The sequence below is a fragment of the Streptomyces sp. NPDC034086 genome (assembly GCF_055575515.1).
On record NZ_JBVISM010000007.1, the window covers coordinates 285498 to 307494 of the forward strand.

A 21997-nucleotide genomic window follows, 5' to 3' on the forward strand; every position below is an offset into this window, starting at 1 on the left:
GACCCGAGGCCGGGCCCGGCACGGGATCCGACACGGAAACCGAGGCCGGGCCCGGCACGGGGCCCGCCCCAGCACCCCGCCCAGGGCCCGGAACGGAATGCGCCATCAGATGCGAAGTACGCGTTCGAAGAGTCATGCCACCGAAGCTAGGACCCGTTCCCGGACCACCGCTCGGAGCCCTCGATTCCTGTGGACGACCGGCCCGTTGTGGACAACCGGGCCACCCTTCCGGGTGATCAGCGGGGCGAGACGACCGCGGCCAGCAGCCCCGGCCCGGTGTGCGCGCCGATCACCGCGCCGACCTCGCTGACGTGCATCTCGACCAGGCCGGGAATGCGTTCGCGCAGCCGCTCGGCCAGCTTCTCGGCCCGTTCCGGGGCGGCGAGGTGGTGGACGGCGACGTCGACGCTGCGCGCTCCGGCCCGTTCGACGGCCAGCTCCTCGAGCCGGGCGATGGCCTTGGAGGCCGTGCGGACCTTCTCCAGCATCTCGATCCGCCCGCCGTCCAGCGTCAGCAGCGGCTTGACCGCCAGCGCCGAGCCGAGGAGGGCCTGCGCGGCCCCGATCCGGCCGCCGCGCCGGAGGTAGTCGAGGGTGTCCACGTAGAAGTAGGCCGCCATGTCCGCGGCCCGCTTCTCGGCGGCGGCCACGGCCTCGTCGGCGGAGCCCCCGGCCTCGGCCGTCTCCGCGGCGGTCAGGGCGCAGAAGCCGAGGGCCATGGCGACCATGCCGGTGTCGACGACGCGGACCGGCACGGGGGCGGTCCGGGCCGCGACGACGGCTGCGTCGTAGGTACCGGAGAACTCGGCGGACAGGTGCAGGCTGACGATGCCGGTGGCCCCGGCGTCCGCCGCGGCCCGGTAGGCCCGTACGAACTGCTCCGGACCGGGACGGGAGGTGGTGACCGAACGGCGCTTCTGCAGGGCCGCGGCGAGGCTGCGGGCGGAGATCTCGGTCCCCTCCTCCAGTGCCTCGTCGCCCAGGACGACGGTCAGGGGGACGGCGGTGATCCCGTGCCGCGCCATCGCCTGCGGGGGCAGGTAGGCCGTGGAATCGGTGACGATCGCGACATGGCGGGACATGAGCCGGAGGTTACCGGCACAGGAGGTGTTCCGGCAGCCCGGGACGTCCCCCACGCCCCGGCCGCCCTCCGCTCAGGTGGTGGTCTCGGGCCTGGGGGCCTTCTGCCAGGGATGGGCCGCAGCCGGGGCGGAAGGATTCAGCTCCGGGCGCCCGGCCTCCGCCGGACGCCCGGCCTCCGCCGGACGCCCCGCTTCCGCGTCCCGCCGGCCGCCCGTGGCCGCGTCCGCGGCCGGCCCGGCCTGTGCCGCCTGGGCCGCGTCCCAGGCGGCCGCGGCGGCCGCCAGGTCGTCGGCCGGCTCTCGGGACCAGTCGCGCAGCGCGCCCGACTCGACCTGGATCTGCTCCGAGAGGAGCGCCAGCTCGTCGTCCGCGAACCGCTGGGCGCGGTCGCGCGCCGCCCAGCGCAGCGAATCGGCCGACTGCTTGATCTTGAGGGTGCGCTCCCGCAGCTCGGGCAGGCGCTCCGCGATCCGCCGGCGGTCGGGATCCTGCTCCAGGCGCTTCAGTTCGTCGTCCAGCTCGTGGCCGTGCCGGCTCAGCCGCTCGAAGAGGGCGACGGACTCGCTCAGCGAGCTGTCCGCCCGCACGCCCTCGTAGAGGGCGGCCTGGGTGGCGCGCATCGAGTTCCGCAGGTCCAGGCGCAGCTGGGCGAGCGACCCCGGCACGCCGGGCTGGGCGATGCTCCTGGCCTTCAGGGTGGTGTCCTCCACCGTCCGGCGGGCCTGCGTGATCGTCCGGTCCACGCCGCGCTTCGCCGCGCCGACCGCCTTGACCGTGGCCCAGGCGCCCAGCCCCAGGAAGGCGAACAGCACCACCAGGGCAAAGATGATGAGCAACGCGCCTACCTCCATGAGGTTCCCTTCCCCGGCCTGTTCCCGACCCCTCCACCGTAAACGCCGGGGGCAGGCCAGGGGTTCCCTTCGAACCCCCAACCTGCCCGTACGGGATCTCCCCCATGAGGGCCGCGGAACGGCCTCACGAGGAGTTCCGGCCGGTCGCCTAGATGACGATGTTCACCAGCTTCGGCGCACGCACGATCACCTTGCGGACCTCGGCGCCGCCCAGGGCCGCGACGACACCGGCGTCGGTGGTGGCCAGCTGCTCCAGCTCGGCCTCCGAGATGCTCGGCGGCACCTCCAGACGCGCCTTGACCTTGCCCTTGACCTGGACCACGCACGTGACCGTCTCGTCCACGACGTACCGCGGGTCGGCGACCGGGAAGTCCTGGTGGACCACCGAGTCGGTGTGGCCCAGGCGGTGCCACAGCTCCTCCGCGATGTGCGGCGCCAGCGGGGCGACCAGCAGCACCAGCCGCTCGGCGACGGACCGCTCCAGCGGGCGGCCCGCCTTCGTCAGGGCGTTGTTCAGCTCGGTGATCTTCGCGATGGCCGTGTTGAAGCGCAGGCCCTCCATGTCCGAGCCGGCCCCGTCGATGGCCTTGTGCAGGGCCCGCAGGGTGGCCTCGTCGGGCTCGCCGTCGACGACGGTGACCGCGCCGGTCTCCTCGTCCACGATGTTGCGCCACAGGCGCTGGAGCAGGCGGTACTGGCCGACGACGGCGCGGGTGTCCCACGGGCGCGAGACGTCCAGCGGGCCCATCGCCATCTCGTACAGGCGCAGGGTGTCCGCGCCGTACTCCGCGCAGATCTCGTCGGGGGTGACGGCGTTCTTCAGGGACTTGCCCATCTTGCCGTGCTCGCGCTTGACGGGCTCGCCCTGGTAGAAGTAGCCGCCGTCGCGCTCCTCGACCTCGGCCGCCGGGACGTACACACCGCGCGCGTCGGTGTAGGCGTACGCCTGGATCATGCCCTGGTTGAAGAGCTTGTGGAACGGCTCGGCCGACGACACGTGGCCCAGGTCGAACAGCACCTTGGACCAGAAGCGGGCGTACAGCAGGTGCAGCACCGCGTGCTCGGCGCCGCCCACGTACAGGTCGACGCCGCCGTGCGGCGCGCCCTCGCGCGGGCCCATCCAGTACTGCTCGATCTCCGGGTCCACCAGGGCCGAGGCGTTGTTCGGGTCCAGGTAGCGCAGCTCGTACCAGCAGGAACCGGCCCAGTTCGGCATGGTGTTGGTCTCGCGGCGGTACCGCTTGACGCCGTCGCCCAGGTCCAGCTCCACGTTGACCCACGCCTCGTTGCGCGACAGCGGGGTCTCCGGCTTCGACGTGGCGTCGTCGGGCGCGAAGGTGCGCGGCGAGTAGTCCTCGACCTCCGGCAGCTCCAGCGGCAGCATCGACTCGGGCAGGGAGTGGGCGACGCCGTCCTCGTCGTAGACGATCGGGAAGGGCTCGCCCCAGTAGCGCTGGCGGCTGAAGAGCCAGTCGCGCAGACGGAAGTTGACGGTGCCCTCGCCGATGCCGCGCGACTCGAGCCACGCGGTGATCGCGGCCTTGGCCTCGGCGACGTCCAGGCCGTCCAGGGAGATGCCCTCGCCGACCGAGTCGACCAGTACGGCGTCGTGCGCGACGAAGGCGTCGTCCCACTCCGCCGGGTCGGTGCCGCGCCCGTCGGTCGGGGCGACCACGCAGCGCATCGGCAGCTCGAAGGCACGGGCGAACTCGAAGTCGCGGGCGTCGTGCGCCGGGACGGCCATGATCGCGCCGGTGCCGTAGCCCATCAGGACGTAGTCGGCGATGAAGACGGGGACCTTCTCGCCGCTGACCGGGTTGACCGCGTACTCGCCGGTGAAGACACCGGTCTTGTCCTTGGCCTCGGCCTGCCGCTCGACGTCTGACTTGGAGGCGGCCTGCTTGCGGTACGCGGCCACGGCCTCGGCGGGGGTCGCGTATCCGCCGGTCCACACGTCGTGCGTGCCCTCGGGCCAGGCGGCCGGGATGAACTTCTCGACCAGCGGGTGCTCCGGCGCCAGCACCATGTAGGTGGCGCCGAACAGCGTGTCGGGGCGGGTGGTGAAGACGGTGATGGCCTCGTCGCCCAGCGCGAAGTCGACGCGGGCGCCCTCGCTGCGGCCGATCCAGTTGCGCTGCTGCAGCTTGATGGCCTCCGGCCAGTCCAGCGCGTCCAGGTCGTCCAGCAGGCGGTCGGCGTAGGCCGTGATCCGCATGTTCCACTGGCTCAGCCGGGACTTGAAGACGGGGAAGTTGCCGCGCTCGGACCGGCCGTCGGCGGTGACCTCCTCGTTGGCCAGGACGGTGCCCAGCCCGGGGCACCAGTTGACGGGCGCGTCCGAGGCGTAGGCCAGGCGGAAGCCGTTCAGCACGTCGCCGCGCTCGGCGGCGGTCAGGCCGGCCCAGGCGCGGCCGCCGGGGACCTCACGGGTGCCGTTCTCGAAGGCGGCGACCAGCTCGGAGATCGGCCGGGCCTTCCCGGCGTCGGCGTCGTAGTAGGAGTTGTAGATCTGGAGGAAGATCCACTGGGTCCACTTGTAGTACGCGGGGTCGATCGTGGCGAAGGACCGGCGCTTGTCGTGGCCCAGGCCCAGCCGGCGCAGCTGGGCCTTCATGTTCTCGATGTTCGCCTCGGTCGACACGCGCGGGTGGGTGCCCGTCTGCACGGCGTACTGCTCGGCGGGCAGGCCGAAGGCGTCGAAGCCCAGGGTGTGCAGGACGTTGTGACCGGACATGCGCTGGTGGCGCGCGTACACGTCGGTGGCGATGTAGCCCAGCGGGTGGCCGACGTGCAGGCCCGCACCGGAGGGGTACGGGAACATGTCCATGATGAACTTCTTGGGCCGTGCGACGACCGCCGGATCGCCGGCCAGGTCACCGGTCGGGTTCGGCGCCTCGTAGGTGCCCTCCGCGTCCCATACGTCCTGCCAGCGTGCCTCGATGTCGGCGGCCATGGCAGCCGTGTAACGGTGCCCCTCGGCCGCCTCGGGGGCCGGGGTGTTCGTCTCGCTCATGATTCCTGAAGCTCCATCGATCGTCTCTGCCGTCTCTGCCTGCCCAAACGAAAAAACCCCTCGCACAGGAGGGGACGCCGCGCCGGTGCCGACCGTCTCGAAGGGTCGGTACTGATCAGCGCGGCTCGGTAAGCAGAAGGCGTACGGCACGCATGGCGTCAGGGTACCGCAGCGGCCCCCACGGGCGCTCGGACGTTCCACGGGCCGGGCACGACGAGAAGCGGGCCACCCGATCCGGGTGGCCCGCTTCCTCACTGTGGAGCTAAGGAGAATTGAACTCCTGACCTCCTGCATGCCATGCAGGCGCTCTACCAACTGAGCTATAGCCCCTTGCTTCTCTCTGCCGCCGGGCCCCTTCTCGGTTTCCCTTGCCGGTTCCCCCTGGCGACATCGAGAACATTACACGGTCAGGGCCCCAGTCCAAAAATCGGTTTCCCCGGGCCGTTCCGCGACCCCTCCGAGGCCCCGACAGCTGTCTGCCTTGCCCGCTTTGCCCGGTTCGACCGAGCCGGTTCGACCGAGCCGATTCAACCGAGCCGGTTCGACCGGGCCGGACCAACCCGAGCCGGACCAACCGAGCCGTCACGCCCGGGCGAACTGGTAGAACCGCTTCAGCGTGCAGTGCTCGTCGAGCAGGCGGCCGTAGATCGGCTCGCCCTCCAGCTCGCGGTACGTCTCGATCGGGTCGCCCTTTATGATCAGCGCCCGCGCGCATTCCTCGCACCAGTACTGGTAGTCGGGGTTGACCGGTTCCATGTCCCGCACGATCGGCGTGCCGTTGTTGCACCAGTCGCACCGCCGCCGGTGTGCACCCATCCGTCAGCGACTCCCTCCCGCGTCGGGCCGTCGTGTCCCCCTCCGGCCGTCCGATTCTGCCACGTCGGCAGCGAACGGGGCAGCAAGCGCACAAAGGGGAACAAACGCAAGGATCCCGCCCCCTGTTGGGGACGGGATCCTGATTGTGGAGCTAAGGAGAATTGAACTCCTGACCTCCTGCATGCCATGCAGGCGCTCTACCAACTGAGCTATAGCCCCGCTCTCCGCGGCGTTCCCCCCGTTTCCGGTGTTCTTCGCTGCGAACAAGAAGAACTCTAGCCTGTGACCAGCCGGAAAGTGAAATCCGGGTCCGAGCCGCCCCGCGGGACACCGCGGAGGCCTCAGTCGTCGTCGCCGAACACCGGTTCCGGCAGCGTGCCGGCGTTGTGCTCCAGCAGGCGCCAGCCGCGCGCGCCCTCGCCGAGGACGGACCAGCAGCAGTTGGAGAGCCCGCCGAGGCCCTCCCAGTAGTACGCCTCCAGGCCCAGCAGGCGCCCGATGGTCGTACGGATGGTGCCGCCGTGGCTGACGACGACGAGCGTGCCGCCCTCGGGCAGCCGGTCCGCGTGGCTCAGCACCACCGGAGCGGCGCGGTCGGCGACCTCGGTCTCCAGCTCGCCGCCACCGCGGCGGACGGGCTCGCCCCGCTTCCACGCCGCGTACTGCTCGCCGTACTTCTCGAGGATCTCCTCGTGGGTGAGCCCCTGCCACTCACCGGCGTACGTCTCGCGCAGCGACTCGTCGTGCGCCACCGGCAGACCCGTGACGGCGGCCAGCTCGGCGGCCGTGTCGGCGGCCCGCCGCAGGTCGGAGGCGACGATGGCGTCCGGCTTGAGCGAGGCGAGCAGCCGGGCGGCGCGGCGCGCCTGCGCCACACCCGTCTCGGTCAGCTCGATGTCGGTGGAACCCTGGAACCGGCGCTCCAGGTTCCAGGCGGTCTGGCCGTGCCGCCAGAGGACGATCTTCCTGCCGGGCCGGCCGGCAGCGGTGGTGGGCGCGCTCAGAACAGATCACCGTCCAGTTCGTCGTCCCCCTGCGCCTCGCGCAGCTTGGCGTGCTCCTCGGCCTTGCCGAGGGTGAGCTTGGCGTCCTCGGGGAGCTCGATCTCGGGGCAGTCCTTCCACAGGCGCTCCAGCGCGTAGAAGACGCGCTCCTCGCTGTGCTGGACGTGGACGACGATGTCGACGTAGTCGAGGAGGATCCAACGGGCGTCGCGGTCGCCCTCGCGGCGCACCGGCTTGGCGCCGAGCTCCTTGAGGAGGCGCTCCTCGATCTCGTCGACGATCGACTTGACCTGACGGTCGTTGGGCGCCGAGGCGAGCAGGAAGGCATCGGTGATCGACAGCACGTCGCTGACGTCGTACGCGATGATGTCGTGCGCGAGCCGGTCGGCCGCCGCCTGGGCGGCGGTGGTGATGAGCTCGATGGAGCGGTCCGTGGCGGTCACTGGCCATGCTTTCGGGTTGGCGGGCAGATCCCTACAAGGGTCTCACGTACCGCCGCCACCGCCCGCGCACAAGGGTCCGCGCGGGCGGAACCAGCAGGTCAGGACGGGTCGTAGTCCTTCCCCAGCACCACCACGACGTCCGCGTTCACCGCGTTCTCGGCCTTCTTCACGGCCGTCTCCGGCAGCCCCAGCGTCTTGGCGACGTCGATCGCCCGGTCCCGCTGCGCGTCGTCCTGGTACGTGATCCGCGTGGTGGCCGCGGTCCCGTCGGCCCTGCCGCCGTCCACGAAGCCGTAGCCCCCGTTGAGCAGCGCGGCCTTCGCCGCGGCCTGCGCCTTCCCGCTGCCGGTGGCGTCCTTGAGGCCCACGCGCGGGACGGCGCCGGGCTGCGCCGCGGTGAAGGAGCCTCCGAGGATCTCCTTGACCACCTTCCGGTTGGCCTCGTCGGTCAGGCCGCCGTCCGGCTTCACGGCCAGTACCTCGGTGCGGTACGCCGCCGCCTTGGCGTGCTCGCCGATCCGCGACAGCAGCCCGCCCAGGTTCTGGGCGTCCAGTCCCGGGTCGAGGATCTGGCCCATGCTCTCCACGGTCGTGGCCGCCGCCTTCGGGTCGCCCGGGATCTTGCGCAGGACGGCATAAAGCACCCTGCCGGTGCGCTCCAGCTGACTGGCCTCCGGTTCGCCCGGACCCCGGTACGTGGCGTACGCGACGGCCATCGCACCGGTCAGGCTCTGCCGGGAGCCCTGCGCCACGGCCGGGGTCCTGGCCTGCTCGTCGGCCGGGACGGCCGCGTCGGTGTCCACCTCGATGCCCCCGATCAGCTCGACGAGCCGTTCCAGGAAGGGGGTGTCCAGGCGCCAGGTACCGCCGATGCGGGTGCCGAGCACCGTGTCGAGGGCCTCCCGGGTGCCGAGGCCGCCCCCCTCGACGGCCTTGCCGAGGGAGGTCCCGGTCCCGTCCTGCCCGGGCACGCCGAGGGTGTTGGGGATCAGGACGGTGGCGCCGCGCGCGGTGGTGACGTTGTCCACAAGGAGGGCGGTGGAGCTGCCGCCCCGCTTGGTGTTGTGCAGGTGCACGACGATCATGTCGCGCTTCTGCGCCGCGGTGGCGGCCGCGGCGCCCTTCTGCTGGCCGGGGCCGTCGAGGAAGGGCATCCTGCCCGTGTACCAGAGGAAGCCGAGCCCGCCCGCGGTGAAGAGGGCCAGGACGACGACCAGGGCGACGCCGCGGTTGCGGCCGCGGCGGCGGGCCTCCTCGCGGCGCTCGGTCCGGCTCTCGGTGAAGGCCAGCCAGTCGATGACGTCCTCGGAGTCCTCGTCGGGCCGGTCGACGAAGGCGAACTGTTCCGTGCGGTAGTCGCGGTCGGCGCCGTGGCCGTCCGGGCTCTCGGAGGGGGATCCGGCGGGCGCCGCCCGGCGGGGTTCGGGGACCTGGGCGGGTGGCGCGGGTGCCGGGGGCGGCGGCTGCCGGGGGGCCGACTGCTGCGGGATCCACTGCTGGGCCTGCTGCGTGTCGTACCCGGCGGCGGGCTCCTGGGGGTACTGCTGCTGCGGCGGGTGGGCGTCGTACTGCTGCGGCGGCGGGTAGGGCTGCTCGTACCGGGGGTACTGCTCGTACGGGGGGTACTGCTCGTACTGCTCGTACTGCGGGTACTGCTCGTACTGCGGGTACTGCTCGTAGGGCCGGCCGTACGGGGGCGGGGCCGGGGGTTCGGGCCGTGCGGCGACCTGGCCGTACACGGGCCTGCCGTACGCGTCGTAGCCGATGAGCTGCTGCTGGGCGGCGTACGGGTCGTACGGCTCCTGTGGGTCGTTCACCGCGGTGCCCCTCTCTCCGGAAGCTCAGGCTCCCCGGTACAGCTCGCGCTTGTCGATGTAGCGCACCACACCGTCCGGAACCAGATACCAGACCGGGTCGCCGTGGGCGACCCGCGTACGGCAGTCCGTGGAGGAGATCGCGAGCGCGGGCACCTCGACCAGGGAGACCCCGCCCTCGGGCAGTCCGTCGTCGGTCAGGACGTGGCCGGGCCGGGTCACTCCGATGAAATGGGCGAGGGAGAACAGCTCGTCCGCGTTGCGCCAGGTCAGGATCTGGGCGAGGGCGTCGGCACCGGTGATGAAGAACAGGTCGGCGTCGGCGTTGAGCGCGCTCAGGTCCCGCAGGGTGTCGATCGTGTACGTCGGGCCGCCGCGGTCGATGTCGATGCGGCTCACGGAGAACTGCGGGTTGGAGGCGGTCGCGATGACCGTCATCAGGTAGCGGTCCTCGGCGGGCGACACGGCCCGCTGCGACTTCTGCCACGGCTCGCCCGTGGGTACGAAGACCACCTCGTCGAGGTGGAAAAGGGCGGCCACCTCACTGGCGGCCACCAGGTGTCCGTGGTGGATCGGGTCGAACGTCCCGCCCATCACTCCGAGCCGGCGCTTGACCGGGCCCGTAGGCATTTCCTGCTCTCCCATGAGCGCAGAGCCTACTGGCCCGGTGGCACGCGCGCGGAGGCCCGGTACAGAACGGAACCCGGCTCAGCGGTCGCGGTTCAGGCGGGTGGTCACCCACAGCATGAGCAGCAGGATGACGAGCGCGCCGCCACCGGTCAGGTACGGGTTCAGGCTGTCGTGGCCGCCGCCGTGCTTCCCCCCTTCCTCCGCGGCGAGGACGACCAGGTTGTGGGCGGTGGTGGAGAGGCTCATCAGGCAGGTACCTATCGAGTCGGGGAGCGGGCGGAGACTTCCCTCACATCGTATGCGGGGGCCCCGGGCACGCTCACGCCGACTCAGGCGTTGGACGAGGACAGGGGCACAATCGCCACAGCCGACCCAGGGGGAGGGCCCATGACGGACACCGGATCCGTGAAGACACCGGCACGCGAGCGCAGGAGGTACCCGGGGATCTCCTCGCGGGCGTACGAGCACCCGGCGGACCGCTCGGCGCTGGTCGCGCTGCGCCGGCTCGCCGGTTTCGACACCGTGTTCAAGGCGCTCAGCGGGCTCCTCCCGGAGCGCAGCCTGCGGCTCCTGTTCCTGTCGGACTCGGTGCGGGTGGGCGAGACCCAGTTCCCGCACCTGCACGACATGCTGCGCGACGCCTGCTCCGTCCTGGACCTGGAGAAGGTCCCCCAGATGTACGTGCAGCAGGACCCGAAGCCCAACGCGATGTGCATCGGGCTGGACGAGCCGATCATCGTGGTGACGACCGCGCTGGTGGAGCTGCTCGACGAGGAGGAGATGCGGGCGGTGGTGGGCCACGAGGTGGGCCACGCGCTGTCCGGGCACTCCGTGTACCGCACGGTGCTGCTGTTCCTGACGAACCTGGCGCTGAAGGTGGCGTGGATCCCGCTGGGCAATGTCGCGATCATGGCGATCGTCACCGCGCTGCGCGAGTGGTTCCGCAAGTCGGAGCTGTCGGCGGACCGGGCCGGACTGCTGGTCGGGCAGGACGTCAACGCGTCGATGCGCGGCCTGATGAAGATCGCGGGCGGCAACCACCTCCACGAGATGAACGTGGACGCCTTCCTCGCCCAGGCCGAGGAGTACGAGGAGAGCGGCGACCTGCGCGACTCCGTCCTGAAGATCCTCAACGTGCTGCCGCGCACCCACCCCTTCACCACGGTGCGGGCGGCCGAGCTGAAGAAGTGGTCCGAGAGCCGGGACTACCAGCGGATCGTCGCCGGGCACTACCCCCGGCGGGAAGAGGACAAGGACACCTCGGTGACCGATTCCTTCCGCCAGTCCGCCTCGCACTACGCGGAGTCCGTGCGCACCAGCAAGGACCCGCTTATGAAGCTGGTCGGCGACATCGCCGGCGGCGCGGGGGACCTCGGCGGGAAGCTGCGCGACCGGTTCACCGGCACGGGTGGCGCCGCCCGGGACTCCGGCGGTTCCGGCGGCGCGGAGGGCCCTACGGAACGGGGCTGACGGAGGCCGGCGGGGGCGGCTGCGGCAGGGCCCGCGGGCTGCCCTGCGCGTCGGGCCGGGCCAGTACGCCGCACAGCCCGGCCGTGCGCCTGGGCCGGCCGGTGGCGTACGGATCGCTCGCGGGCGGGCCCACGGTGGTGGGCCCGGCGCCGGCCGGGAGGGGGCGGAAGCCCCCGGCGGGCTCGCTCGCGCAGTCCTGCGGCCCGGCCATCACGTACGCCGAGGACACCTCCGCCCGGCGGGCCGTGAGGTCTTCCCGGTCGAAGCGCAGGCGCAGCTCGCGGCGGACGGTGAACAGCGAGGCCCCTTCGGCGTCGGGCGGGCCGGCCGCCGGACGGACGGCGTACACGAAAGTGTGATCGGTGCTCACCTCCAGCACCTTCGGGTTGGGTTCCCGGAAGGTGAGGGTGCCGTTCACCCGGACGCGGCTGTCGGCCACGACGGCGGTGCCCGGGTCGAAGCGGACCAGCCAGCCGGTGGCGGCGTGCCGGCCGTCCCCGGAGGGCGAGGCCATGCTCTCGTCGAACTGGGCGAGCTGCCCGGGGTCCAGCAGCACCCGCACGGGCCGGGAGGCGGCGCCGGAGAGCACGTCGGGGTCCAGTGAGGACTGGACCAGGTAGTCCTTGGCGATGGACAGGGCGGCGACGACCTGGCCCTCGGTGAAGTGGAGCGTGCGGCGGACGGCCGGCAGGGTGATCCCGGCCGCGCCCACCCGGTACGTGGCGGCCGGGCTGTTCGCGTAGAGGTCGGCCGGGGGGCCGCCGGGCACCGGGGCGGCCGGTGCCAGGGGGACGACGGTGCTGTTCAGCGGCTCTGCCTCGCCGCCGGGCGGCGGGACGTACGGGTTCCGCACGCCCATGTAGACGGCGATGGCGAAGGCCGTGGCGATGAGCATGACGAGCAGCATCCCCTGGCGGGCACCGCGGGCCGGGGTGCTGGTGCGCGGTCGGGCGGACCTGCCGCCGGACCAGAGGGAACGGCTGCGGACGGCCCGGGCGTGCTCTCCCATGCGTTCCTGGGCGGAGAACTCCTGGAGCCGGGCGGCCCGGACGAAGTCCTCGTCGAAGACCACCGAGCGGTACTCGTCCGGGCGCAGTTCTTCATCACCCCCGCCGGCGCCTTCGGGGGTGCCGTTGGGCGGATCTCCTGGAACGGCCATCGCTTCTCCCGCTGTCCCCGCTTCAGAGAAGCCCCCAGCTCCGGCGTGAACGAGTGGGGTCGTACCTTCAGGGTTGGCGGCCGACGGGGTACGTAAACGCGCCGACGCCGGTGACTTCCCTCAGCGGAGTGCTCGCCGGGGCGGGTGCGGGGTCCTGGTCGCCGGAGGCACTGCGGTAGACGGCGCTGAAGGCCAGCGCGACCATGCCGAGCCCCATGACGACGGCGAGCACCCAGGCGACGGGGCGCAGCCACGGCGAGCGGCCGCGGTAGGGGCGCATGGCTCCGCCGTACGCCCCGTACGGGCCTTCGCCGTAGCCGTACCCGTGCCCGTACGGGCCGGACTCCCATCCGGGCTCGTCGAGGCCGTACCCGTCGGGCCGGCCGTAGTCCTCGTCGGCCGCCCAGCCTCCGGCGACGCGGGCGGCCTCGGCCTCGGCGCGCGCCCGGTCGGCCGCGCGCTGGCGCTCGGCCGCGCTCGGTTCATGGATCTCGGCGTTCCGGACGAAGTCCTCGTCGAACACCACGGAGGCGAATGCGTGATCCGCGCCTCCGCGGTCGTCGTCGGGCTCCCCGTCGTCCGGGAACGGTTTGCCCCCCACGTCGTCCGGCACGGAACCAGCGTAGACCTGAGGGGCCGCTTTGGGCAGGGTGTGAGCCCCATTCCGGCCACACCGTGTCCCCGGGACGATTACCGTACGTGACCGTCGCCGGTGACGATGTACTTGGTGGAGGTCAGCTCGGGAAGCCCCATCGGGCCCCGGGCGTGCAGCTTCTGGGTGGAGATCCCGATCTCGGCGCCGAAGCCGAACTGGCCACCGTCGGTGAACCGGGTGGAGGCGTTCACGGCGACGGTGGTCGAGTCGACCAGTTGGGTGAAGCGGCGGGCGGCGGCCTGCGAGGTGGTGACGATCGCCTCGGTGTGGCCGGAGGTCCAGCGGCGGATGTGGGCGACGGCGTCGTCGAGGGAGTCCACGACGGCGGCGGCGATGTCGTACGACAGGTACTCGGCGGCCCAGTCCTCGTCGGTGGCGAGCAGCGCGGTGGCCTTGGTGCTCTCGGCGGCGGCCAGCACCCGGCCGTCGCCGTGGACGGTCACGCCGGCGTCGGCGAGCGCGTCGAGGGCGCGCGGCAGGAACGCGTCGGCGATGTCGCGGTGCACGAGGAGGGTCTCGGCCGCGTTGCAGACGGAGGGCCGCTGGGCCTTGGAGTTGATGAGGATGTCCACGGCCATGTCGAGGTCGGCCTGGGCGTCGACGTAGACGTGGCAGTTGCCGGTGCCGGTCTCGATGACGGGAACGACGGACTCCTCGACGACGGTCTTGATGAGGGAGGCACCGCCGCGCGGGATGAGGACGTCGACGAGGCCGCGGGCGCGCATCAGCTCGCGGACGGAGTCGCGGGACTCGCCGGGGACGAGCTGGATCGCGTCGGCGGGCAGGCCGGCGCCCTCGATGGCGTCGCGCAGGATCGCGACGAGGGCGGTGTTCGAGGCGTAGGCGGAGGAGCTGCCGCGCAGCAGGACGGCGTTGCCGGACTTCAGGCAGAGGGCGGCGGCGTCGACGGTGACGTTGGGGCGGGCCTCGTAGATGATGCCGACGACACCGAGGGGGACGCGGATCTGCCGGAGGTCGATGCCGTTGGGCAGGGTGGAGCCGCGGACGACCTCGCCGACGGGGTCGGGGAGGGCGGCGACGTCGCGGACGTCCGAGGCGATGGCGCGGACGCGCTCCGGGGTGAGGGTGAGGCGGTCGATGACGGTCTCGCTGGTGCCCGCGGCGCGCGCCTTGTCGGTGTCGACGGCGTTGGCGGCGACGATCTCGGCCGTACGGGCCTCCAGCGCGTCCGCGATGGCCAGCAGGGCGGTGTCCTTGGCGGACCGCGGGAGTGGCGCGATGGCGGCGGCGGCGGTGCGGGCCGCCTGCGCGGTGGCGGTGACGGGGGAGGTGGCGGTGGCGTCGTCGAGCGAGGTCATGCGGCCCAGGGTAGTCCCCGCGCCCCCTGGCCCCACCGCCCTTCCCACCCCCCGAGACGCCCGGGCCTTTCCGGGCCTCCCACTGGACGTCCGGGACGCCGGGACGCCCGGGACCCGGGACGCCCGGTCCGGCCGCCGGACGTCGGCAGGGCCCGGTGCGAGCGGCCCGGTGTCACCGGCCCGCGCTCCGGCAAGGCTCGCCCGGGCGGCCGCTCGCCGCCCGCTCCCCGCCCGGTCCTCCGATCCGCGTCGCCGCACCGCGTCCCCGGAGCCTCCGTACGCCGTTCCGCACGGCGCCCGTCCTAGTAGGGGTGCACCCCGACGGGGTGGGCCGGGGGCGGGCCGTAGCCCTCGGCCACTCGCTGGTGGTACGTGGGGCGGTCGATGACCTCCAGGCCGACGATCTCCCACGGCGGCAGCTGCGCCGAGGAACGGTGTTCGCCCCAGAGCCGCAGCGCGACGGCCGCCGCGTCGTGGAGGTCGCGGGCCTCCTCCCAGTACCGGATCTCGGCGTGGTCGTCGGCGTACCGGCTCGTCAGCAGGAAGGGGTGGTCGTGCGCGAGCTGCTCCAGTCCGCGCCGCACCTCGGAGAGCGGGGCCGGTCTGCCGGAGACGCTCAGGGTGATGTGCCACAGCCGGGAGGTCTCGGCCTGCTCGTCCCCGCCGCCGCCCACGCTGGTCAGCGCTCGTCTCACCAGCCCGCCTCCTGTCTGCGCCACGCGTGTCCACCCCACACAGTTGACCAGTCCCCGGGCCGCCGCGCGGCGGTTTTGCCGAACCTCAGCCCGGGAGCAGCACCAGATCGTCGCGGTGGACGACCTCCCGCTCGTACGCGGGTCCGAGCTCCCGCGCAAGCTCGCGGGTGGAGCGGCCCAGGAGCTGCGGGAGTTCCTTGGCGTCGAAGTTGACCAGGCCCCGGGCCACGGCGCGGCCGTCGGCGGCGCGCAGCTCCACCGGGTCGCCGGCGCTGAAGTCGCCTTCGACGGCGGCGATGCCCGCGGCGAGCAGCGAGCCGCCGCGTTCGGTGACCGCGCGTACGGCGCCGTCGTCCAGGACGAGGTGGCCCTGGGGGGTCGACGCGTGCTGGAGCCAGAGCAGCCGGTCGGCGGAGCGGCGGCCGGTGGCGTGGAAGTGCGTACCGGTCTCGCGGCCGGCCAGCGCGTCGGCGGCGTGGCTGGCGGAGGTCAGGACCACGGGGATCCCGGCGGCCGCGGCGATCCGGGCGGCCTCGACCTTGGTGACCATGCCGCCGGTGCCGACGCCCGCCTTGCCGGCGCTGCCGATGGAGACGTGGGCGATGTCCTCGGGGCCGCGGACCTCCGCGATGCGGGTGGTGCCGGGCAGGGACGGGTCTCCGTCGTACAGCCCGTCGACGTCGGAGAGGAGGACGAGGAGGTCGGCGCGGACGAGGTGGGCCACCAGCGCCGCCAGCCGGTCGTTGTCCCCGAAGCGGATCTCGTCGGTGGCGACGGTGTCGTTCTCGTTGACCACCGGCAGGGCGCCCATGTCCAGGAGCTGGTCGAGGGTCCGGTAGGCGTTGCGGTAGTGGGCGCGCCGGCTGGTGTCGTCGGCGGTCAGGAGGACCTGGCCGACGCGGACGCCGTAGCGGGCGAAGGAGGCCGTGTAGCGCGCGACGAGGAGCCCCTGGCCGACGCTGGCGGCGGCCTGCTGCCGGGCGAGGTCCTTGGGGCGGCGGGCCAGGCCGAGCGGGGAGAGGCCGGCGGCGATGGCTCCGGAGGAGACCAGGACGATCTCCTTCTCGCCGCCGCCGCGGGCCTTGGCGAGTACGTCGACCAGTGCGTCCACCCGGTCGGCGTCGAGTCCGCCCGCGGCGGTGGTCAGGGAGGAGGAGCCGACCTTGACCACGATCCTGCGGGCGTCCACGACACCTTGCCTAGCCGTTGACACGTCTTTCCCCTCATCGAACCGACCGATCCCTGCGACCGGGCCAATCTACGGGGTGGGGCGGCGGGCCCGCCCGCCGGTTTCAGACCGTGGACGAGGAGGGCTCCGACACGCGGTCCTGCCCCGGGCCGCCGGCCGGGGCGGCCCCGGTGCCGGGGATCAGGATCCGGCGGGAGAGCAGGAAGGTGAAGGGGATGGCGACGACGGCCGCGACGAGCGGCGCGATACGGGTGTCCATTCCGGCCCAGCTGACCAGGGCGTAGAGGCCGGCGGACTGGATCACGTAGTTCGTGACGTTCGTCAGCGGGAAGAGCAGGAACTTCTTCCAGGTGGGCCGGGTGCGGTAGGTGAAGTAGGTGTTCATGAAGAACGACCCGATCATCGACAGCACGAAGGCCAGGGTGTAGGCGGCGAAGTAGGGCATCCACGGGTGCAGCAGCAGGTAGATGCCGAAGAAGGTGCCGGTGTTCACCCCGCCCACCAGGGCGAACCGGAAGATCTGGCCGAGCTGGTCGCGTCGGCTGGGCCGGCTCATCAGCGGCTGCGCTCCGTGATCACGGCCTCGGAGATCCCGGGCATCCGCTCGGCGCCGTGCGCCTCCTTGACCAGGAAGTGCGGGCGGCGCTTGCTCTCGTAGTAGATGCGGCCGATGTACTCGCCGATCAGACCCAGCATGATCATCTGCATGCCGCCGATGCCCGCGATCATCGCGACGATGGTGACGTAGCCGGGCGAGTCGATGCCGTTGGTGATCGCCATGACGGTGATCCACAGCGCGTACAGGCCGGTCAGCGCGACCAGCGACACGCCGAGCCAGATGCCGAGGCGCAGCGGCTTGTTGTTGAAGGAGATCAGCCCGTCCATGCCGTAGTTCAGCAGGGACCCGAACTTCCACTTGGTCTCGCCCGCCTCGCGCTGGGCGTTCTGGTAGTCGAAGTGGACGGTGTCGAAGCCGATCCAGGAGAACAGGCCCTTGGAGAAGCGGTTGTACTCGGGGAGGGCGAGCAGGGCGTCGACGGCCGGGCGCGACAGCATGCGGAAGTCGCCGACGCCGTCGGTGAGCTCCACGTCGACCCAGCGGTTGACCCCGCGGTAGTAGAGGCGGCTGAGGGCGGAGCGGAGCTTCTTGTCACCCTCGCGGGTGCGCCGGGCGATGATCTGGTCGTGGCCCTGCCGGTAGTGCTCCAGCATGGTGGCGATCAGCTCCGGCGGGTGCTGGAGGTCCGCGTCCATGATCACCACGGCGTCGCCGGTGGCCTCGCGGAGCCCGGCGAGCATGCCGGCCTCCTTGCCGAAGTTCCGGCTGAAGGAGACGTAGCGCGTCTGCTCCCCGTACTCGGCGGCGATCTTGCGGAGCTTGCCGAGGGTCCCGTCCCGGCTGCCGTCGTCGACGTAACAGACCTCGTACTCGACGGGCAGGGTGTCCAGCACCCGGCGGATCTCCGCGTCGAACCGGTCGATGACGGCTTCTTCGTTGTAACAGGGGACAACTACCGACAGCTTGGTCATGAGCACTTCCTGCAGCGTCCTAACGGGTGATTGTCGGCGACCGGGCCCGCCACTCACCTCTTCCTTAGAAGTATGCACGCCGGCGGCCGGCCTGCCCGAGTCGCGTGTGGCACACGGTAGCTTTGACGGGATAAGCGGAATGGAACGAAAGGATCGAGGTGCACGTGCCTGACGTCTCCGTGGTCGTCATCGTCTACAACGACGCAGAGCGTCTGCCGACAGCAGTCCAGTCGGTTTTGGACCAGACCCTGCACGGGGTCGAGGTCGTGATCGTGGACGACTGCAGCGAGGACCGTTCCTACGCGGTCGCCCGGGAGCTGGAAGCGGCGAACCCGGGCAGGGTGCGCGCCTTCCAGCTGCCCGAGAACAGCGGCGGCTGCGGCGCGCCGCGCAACCACGGCATCCAGCAGGCCACCGGCACCTACGTCATGTTCCTGGACAGCGACGACGTCCTGGAGCGCAACGCCTGCCGGAACATGCTGGTGGCCGCCGAGCGGACCGGCTCCGACCTGGTCTCGGGCATGTGCGTACGCGTGCACCTCGACAACCGGTGGGGCAAGACCACCGAGTGGTACCCGTGGATCTACTCCCGGACCCGGACCCTGGAGTCGATCACCGAGTACCCGGACCTGCTGGTCTACGACACCCTCTCCACGAACAAGTGCTACCGGCGCGCCTTCCTGCTGGAGCAGGGGCTGGAGTTCCCGGTCGGCATCCACTACGAGGACCTGCTGTTCTCGGCCCAGGCGTACGTCGCCGCCCGGCGCATCACGCTGATCCCGAACCACGTGTACTTCTGGAACGTGGTCGAGAAGACCCAGTCGAAGTCGATCAGCAACCGGCGCCACGAGATCGCGAACTTCGTCCACCGGATGGAGATCCACCGCCGGGTCGACGAGCTGCTGGCCGCCAAGGGCCACACCGCGATCAAGACCGCGAAGGACGCCAAGTTCCTCAAGCACGACCTGGTGCTGCACCTGCGCGACCTGCCGCTGCTGGGCGACGACTACCGCCGGGAGTTCGCCCGGCTGGCCAACGGCTACCTGGCCGGCATCGACCCGGCCGCGTACGACCACGTCACCCACCTCCAGGCCATCTGCGCCTACCTCCTCGGCAGGGAGGACTGGGACAACCTCCTCATGGCCGCCGACTCGATGACCAACAAGGGCCGGCTGTCCTCCCCGCTCGCCGAGCGCGACGGGCGCGTCTACTGGTGCGGCGCCCACCTCGACGACGCCGAGGGCCGCCGGATACTGGACGTCACCGCCCAGGGCTTCCACACCGCGCCGCTGTCCTCCCTGATCCTGGGCAACCGCCTGACCTCGTACGAGGACGACGGGCGCGGCACCGTCACGCTGTCGGGCGCCGTCGTGAACCCGCTGGGCCGCATCCAGGAGGACGCCGAACTCAAGGCCTCCCTGGAATTCCGGGCCCGCCGGCAGATCGGGGTGCGTTCCTTCAGCTTCCCGGTGACCAGCGTGCGCCACGCCGGTCACACGATCGAGTGGACCGCGACGGCCGACATCGCCGGCACCGTGCGCCCCCTCGGCATCATCGACGCCGTCTGGGACGTCCGCCTCAAGCTGACGGCCGGCGCCGACCGGCTCACCACCCGGGTCTCGGTCGGCGGCGTCGACCTGGAATCCGCGGCCCGGCTGCGGGTGCGCCCGCGCCTGACCCGGCTCGTCTCCGACCGCTTCGAGCCCGAGGTGACGAAGAAGGGCAACCTCTCCTACGTCCTCACCGCCGAGGGCGCCGCGGCCGTGCGCACGCAGACCCTGCTCCGCGGCGCCATGCACGGCAAGGCGGCCGGCGTGGTCAAGCGCGGCCTGCGCCGGGCCCTGAAGGCCCGCCGCAACCTCGGCTCGGGCGAGCAGAAGGTGAAGGTCTACCACGAGGTCTTCTCGAAGCTGCCGGTCAAGAAGGGCACGGTCGTCTTCGAGAGCCACATGGGCAAGCAGTACAGCGACAGCCCGAAGGCGATCTACGAGGAACTCGTCCGCCAGGGCGCGCCCTTCGAGGCGATCTGGTCGTACGCGGGCGCCAAGCCCACCGGCTTCCCCGAGGAGGCCACCCTGGTCAAGCGCTGGAGCTGGCCCTACCTGCGCGCGCTGGCCCAGGCCGAGTACTGGGTGGACAACCAGGGCTTCCCGCTGGCGCTCGCCAAGCGCCCGGGAACCACGTACATCCAGACCTGGCACGGCTCCGCGCTCAAGCGGATGGGCTTCCACGAGCCGCACACCAAGGCGCAGGGCCGGGCCGGGCAGGACCGCTTCCAGGCCGCCGTCAACCGCTTCGACCACTTCCTGGTCCGCTCCGAGCACGACGTGCGCACCCTCGCCAAGGGCTTCCGGCTGCGCGACGAGGTGCTGCTGCGCACCGGCTACCCGCGCAACGACGCCCTCGTCGAGGCCCACCGCGCCGAGGCGGACAGCGGGGAGCGCGTGCGCGGTCCGCTCGCCACCGAGCTGGCCATCGACCCGGCCAAGCGGGTGCTGCTGTACGCGCCCACCTTCCGGGCGAGCGCCGACGGAACCGTGGAGGGCTTCACGTTCCCCTTCGACGTCGAGGAGTTCGCGGACCGGCTCGGTGACCGCTTCACGCTGCTGGTGCGCACGCACTACCTCAACAGCGTCTCGCTGCCGCCGTCGGTGACGGGCCGGGTGATCGACGTGTCCCGGCACCACGACATCACCCCGCTGCTGGCGCTCGCCGACGGGCTGATCACGGACTACTCGTCCGTGATGTTCGACTACGCGGTCCTCGACCGGCCGATGCTGTTCTTCGCGTACGACTACGAGAAGTACGCGACCGACATCCGCGGCACGTACTTCGACCTGAAGGAGAAGGCACCGGGGCCCGTCGTGGCCACGGCCGACGAGCTGATGCAGGCCGTCGCCGCCTTCGACGAGGCCGACGCCAAGTACGCGGAGGCCCGTCAGCGCTTCCTCAGCGAGTTCGGCGAGTACGACCGCGGGGACGCCGCCCGCCAGATCGTCGAGAAGTTCTTCACCAGGAGCGGCAAGTGAGCCAGCAGCCCCACGAGTCCACAGCGCCGGGCGGCCGCGACATCTTCCTCGTCTCCAACAGCGTGGACGAGCTCGGCGGCGTGACCACCTGGTCGCACCAGATGGCCCGGCTCTTCACGGACCGCGGTCACCGGGTGCACGTCATCGGCATCGCCCCCGTGGCCGAGGAGATCCGCCAGCAGCTGCCGCCCGGTCTCCCGTACGAGACGACCACCCTGTACGAGGCCCACCCGCCCGGCGCCCGCCGGCTGCGCGGCCTCAAGGGCCGGCTCAACGCCCCCGAGCGGCGCCGGCAGGCGGCCCGCCAGGCGGGCATGCGGGCCAAGGCGGAGACGCTGAGCGGCCTGTTCCGGGCCGCCCGGCCCGGCGCCGTCGTCATCGTCACCCAGGTCTGGGCGATGGAGTGGGTGGCGCTCGCCGACACCAAGGGCCTGTCGGTCATCGGGATGAGCCACGAGTCCTTCGAGGCCAGCCACAAGTCCACCCGGGGCGCGCGGGTCCGCCGCTTCTACGCGCAGGCCGACCGGCTGCTGGTGCTGACCCCGGAGGACGCGGACCTGTGGATCCGGGCCGGCATGGAGAACGTCGACAGCATGCCGAACCCGCTGCCGTTCATGCCGGACTCCCCCGCCCCGCGCACCGCGAAGGTCGTCGCGAGCGTCGGCCGCCTCGCCTTCGAGAAGGGCGTGGACCTGCTCCTCGACGCGTGGGCGGACGCCGCCCCGCGCCACCCGGACTGGACCCTGCGGATCTACGGCGCGGGCGTCGAGGAGGCGGCCCTGCGGGCGCACTGCGCCTCGCTCGGCGTGGAGGACTCCGTGGAGTGGAGGGGCAGCACCGCCGACGTACTGGGCGCACTGCGCGAGGCGTCCGTCTTCGCGCAGGCCTCCCGTGCCGAGGGCTTCCCGATCACCCTGCTGGAGGCGATGGCGGCGGGCCTGCCCGTGGCCGCCTTCGACTGCGCGCCGGGCGTGCGCGAGATCGTGCGGCACGGTGAGGACGGGCTGCTGGCCCGCCTCGGTAACACGATGGAGCTGGCCGGGCACCTCGACACCCTGATGTCGGACCGCGACACGCGCGAGGCGCTCGGCGACGCGGCCTTCCGTCACGTGCGGCGCTACTCCGCGGCGGAGATCACCGACCGCTGGGAAGAGCTGTTCGCCTTCCTCGAACGCTGACCCGGCCCGCTCGTACGGCCGCGGGCGACCAACCCCCGGCACCGCCCCCGGGCGGGGGGGGGGAGGGCGGGTGGGGGACAAGATGTCAGAAGGGGTGGCGTGCTTTTTCTTGTTTCTGG

At 71.9% G+C, this 21997-nt stretch carries 19 protein-coding genes and 2 tRNA genes; 3 read left to right on the forward strand and 18 right to left on the reverse strand.

From position 1 onward, the window contains the following. Nucleotides 1–236 precede the first annotated feature (236 nt). The 11 genes from ACZ514_RS19215 to ACZ514_RS19265 all read right to left on the reverse strand — a co-directional run bounded on the left by ACZ514_RS19215 (nucleotide 237) and on the right by ACZ514_RS19265 (nucleotide 9900). Nucleotides 237–1082, reverse strand: coding sequence for a DegV family protein (locus tag ACZ514_RS19215; RefSeq protein WP_468172293.1), 846 nt, complete (start codon nucleotides 1080–1082; stop codon nucleotides 237–239). Between the two features lie 72 nt (nucleotides 1083–1154). Continuing rightward, a complete protein-coding gene (locus ACZ514_RS19220) occupies nucleotides 1155–1934 on the reverse strand; it encodes a hypothetical protein (RefSeq protein ID WP_468172296.1) in 780 nt (259 codons plus the stop codon). A 148-nt stretch (nucleotides 1935–2082) separates the two neighbouring features. Then, nucleotides 2083–4947 carry a leucine--tRNA ligase gene (gene leuS / locus ACZ514_RS19225; RefSeq protein ID WP_469125213.1) on the reverse strand — a complete coding sequence of 955 codons (2865 nt, stop codon included), beginning with the start codon at nucleotides 4945–4947 and terminating at the stop codon, nucleotides 2083–2085. A gap of 257 nt (nucleotides 4948–5204) precedes the next feature. Then, nucleotides 5205–5277 (reverse strand) — tRNA-Ala (locus ACZ514_RS19230). Between the two features lie 252 nt (nucleotides 5278–5529). Continuing rightward, nucleotides 5530–5763 (reverse strand): hypothetical protein, encoded by a 234-nt coding sequence (locus ACZ514_RS19235; protein ID WP_007264019.1) that lies wholly within the window; start codon nucleotides 5761–5763, stop codon nucleotides 5530–5532. Nucleotides 5764–5909: 146 nt separating this feature from the next. Next, nucleotides 5910–5982 (reverse strand) — tRNA-Ala (locus ACZ514_RS19240). A gap of 122 nt (nucleotides 5983–6104) precedes the next feature. Continuing rightward, nucleotides 6105–6767 (reverse strand): histidine phosphatase family protein, encoded by a 663-nt coding sequence (locus ACZ514_RS19245; RefSeq protein WP_468172448.1) that lies wholly within the window; start codon nucleotides 6765–6767, stop codon nucleotides 6105–6107. After that, nucleotides 6764–7210: a ribosome silencing factor gene (rsfS, locus tag ACZ514_RS19250; RefSeq protein ID WP_388938965.1), complete on the reverse strand. Its 447-nt coding sequence runs from the start codon at nucleotides 7208–7210 to the stop codon at nucleotides 6764–6766. The genes ACZ514_RS19245 and rsfS overlap by 4 nt, the downstream gene beginning before the upstream one ends. Nucleotides 7211–7308: 98 nt before the next feature. Further along, the gene (locus ACZ514_RS19255; protein WP_469125214.1) at nucleotides 7309–9027 is read right to left on the reverse strand and encodes a LytR C-terminal domain-containing protein; all 1719 of its coding nucleotides are present in this window, start codon (nucleotides 9025–9027) and stop codon (nucleotides 7309–7311) included. Nucleotides 9028–9051: 24 nt separating this feature from the next. Continuing rightward, the gene (nadD, locus tag ACZ514_RS19260) at nucleotides 9052–9669 is read right to left on the reverse strand and encodes a nicotinate-nucleotide adenylyltransferase (RefSeq protein ID WP_388938962.1); all 618 of its coding nucleotides are present in this window, start codon (nucleotides 9667–9669) and stop codon (nucleotides 9052–9054) included. A gap of 63 nt (nucleotides 9670–9732) precedes the next feature. Beyond that, nucleotides 9733–9900, reverse strand: a complete 168-nt coding sequence (locus ACZ514_RS19265) for a hypothetical protein (RefSeq protein WP_468172305.1) — start codon at nucleotides 9898–9900, stop codon at nucleotides 9733–9735. Nucleotides 9901–10041: 141 nt separating this feature from the next. Here ACZ514_RS19265 and ACZ514_RS19270 point away from each other — a divergent pair, with 141 nt between their 5' ends. Continuing rightward, entirely contained in the window at nucleotides 10042–11124 is a 1083-nt protein-coding gene (locus ACZ514_RS19270; protein WP_468172308.1) for a M48 family metallopeptidase, read from the forward strand. On the opposite strand, the gene ACZ514_RS19275 is transcribed toward ACZ514_RS19270, so the two are convergent. The 7 genes from ACZ514_RS19275 to ACZ514_RS19305 all read right to left on the reverse strand — a co-directional run bounded on the left by ACZ514_RS19275 (nucleotide 11108) and on the right by ACZ514_RS19305 (nucleotide 17671). Further along, the gene (locus ACZ514_RS19275; protein ID WP_468172311.1) at nucleotides 11108–12283 is read right to left on the reverse strand and encodes an SCO2583 family membrane protein; all 1176 of its coding nucleotides are present in this window, start codon (nucleotides 12281–12283) and stop codon (nucleotides 11108–11110) included. The two genes, ACZ514_RS19270 and ACZ514_RS19275, sit on opposite strands and share 17 nt — an antisense overlap. 67 nt (nucleotides 12284–12350) lie before the next feature. Continuing rightward, nucleotides 12351–12896, reverse strand: a complete 546-nt coding sequence (locus ACZ514_RS19280; RefSeq protein WP_468700388.1) for an SCO2584 family spore wall biosynthesis protein — start codon at nucleotides 12894–12896, stop codon at nucleotides 12351–12353. Nucleotides 12897–12973: 77 nt separating this feature from the next. After that, the gene (locus ACZ514_RS19285) at nucleotides 12974–14257 is read right to left on the reverse strand and encodes a glutamate-5-semialdehyde dehydrogenase (RefSeq protein ID WP_469125215.1); all 1284 of its coding nucleotides are present in this window, start codon (nucleotides 14255–14257) and stop codon (nucleotides 12974–12976) included. A 302-nt stretch (nucleotides 14258–14559) separates the two neighbouring features. Further along, nucleotides 14560–14991 carry a hypothetical protein gene (locus tag ACZ514_RS19290; protein WP_468172320.1) on the reverse strand — a complete coding sequence of 144 codons (432 nt, stop codon included), beginning with the start codon at nucleotides 14989–14991 and terminating at the stop codon, nucleotides 14560–14562. A gap of 46 nt (nucleotides 14992–15037) precedes the next feature. Next, nucleotides 15038–16165, reverse strand: a complete 1128-nt coding sequence (gene proB / locus ACZ514_RS19295) for a glutamate 5-kinase (RefSeq protein ID WP_469125216.1) — start codon at nucleotides 16163–16165, stop codon at nucleotides 15038–15040. Between the two features lie 79 nt (nucleotides 16166–16244). Next, nucleotides 16245–16697: a GtrA family protein gene (locus ACZ514_RS19300; RefSeq protein ID WP_468172326.1), complete on the reverse strand. Its 453-nt coding sequence runs from the start codon at nucleotides 16695–16697 to the stop codon at nucleotides 16245–16247. Then, nucleotides 16697–17671 (reverse strand): glycosyltransferase family 2 protein, encoded by a 975-nt coding sequence (locus ACZ514_RS19305; RefSeq protein WP_388938948.1) that lies wholly within the window; start codon nucleotides 17669–17671, stop codon nucleotides 16697–16699. The genes ACZ514_RS19300 and ACZ514_RS19305 overlap by 1 nt, the downstream gene beginning before the upstream one ends. A 158-nt stretch (nucleotides 17672–17829) precedes the next feature. Between ACZ514_RS19305 and ACZ514_RS19310 the strand changes: the two genes are divergently transcribed. Together ACZ514_RS19310 and ACZ514_RS19315 are read left to right on the forward strand one after the other, a co-directional pair. Further along, nucleotides 17830–20700 carry a bifunctional glycosyltransferase/CDP-glycerol:glycerophosphate glycerophosphotransferase gene (locus tag ACZ514_RS19310; RefSeq protein WP_469125217.1) on the forward strand — a complete coding sequence of 957 codons (2871 nt, stop codon included), beginning with the start codon at nucleotides 17830–17832 and terminating at the stop codon, nucleotides 20698–20700. After that, nucleotides 20697–21878, forward strand: coding sequence for a glycosyltransferase (locus tag ACZ514_RS19315; RefSeq protein WP_468700378.1), 1182 nt, complete (start codon nucleotides 20697–20699; stop codon nucleotides 21876–21878). Before ACZ514_RS19310 ends, ACZ514_RS19315 begins: the two co-directional genes overlap by 4 nt. The last annotated feature ends 119 nt before the right edge of the window (nucleotides 21879–21997 follow it).

Coding starts and splice junctions, on each gene's coding strand:
- ACZ514_RS19270 (WP_468172308.1), top strand. CDS start 10,042: ATGACGGACACCGGATCCGTGAAGACACCGGCACGCGAGCGCAGGAGG.
- ACZ514_RS19215 (WP_468172293.1), bottom strand. CDS start 1,082: ATGTCCCGCCATGTCGCGATCGTCACCGATTCCACGGCCTACCTGCCC.
- ACZ514_RS19275 (WP_468172311.1), bottom strand. CDS start 12,283: ATGGCCGTTCCAGGAGATCCGCCCAACGGCACCCCCGAAGGCGCCGGC.
- leuS (WP_469125213.1), bottom strand. CDS start 4,947: ATGAGCGAGACGAACACCCCGGCCCCCGAGGCGGCCGAGGGGCACCGT.
- ACZ514_RS19305 (WP_388938948.1), bottom strand. CDS start 17,671: ATGACCAAGCTGTCGGTAGTTGTCCCCTGTTACAACGAAGAAGCCGTC.
- nadD (WP_388938962.1), bottom strand. CDS start 9,669: ATGGGAGAGCAGGAAATGCCTACGGGCCCGGTCAAGCGCCGGCTCGGA.
- ACZ514_RS19235 (WP_007264019.1), bottom strand. CDS start 5,763: ATGGGTGCACACCGGCGGCGGTGCGACTGGTGCAACAACGGCACGCCG.
- ACZ514_RS19265 (WP_468172305.1), bottom strand. CDS start 9,900: ATGAGCCTCTCCACCACCGCCCACAACCTGGTCGTCCTCGCCGCGGAG.
- ACZ514_RS19300 (WP_468172326.1), bottom strand. CDS start 16,697: ATGAGCCGGCCCAGCCGACGCGACCAGCTCGGCCAGATCTTCCGGTTC.
- ACZ514_RS19220 (WP_468172296.1), bottom strand. CDS start 1,934: ATGGAGGTAGGCGCGTTGCTCATCATCTTTGCCCTGGTGGTGCTGTTC.
- ACZ514_RS19285 (WP_469125215.1), bottom strand. CDS start 14,257: ATGACCTCGCTCGACGACGCCACCGCCACCTCCCCCGTCACCGCCACC.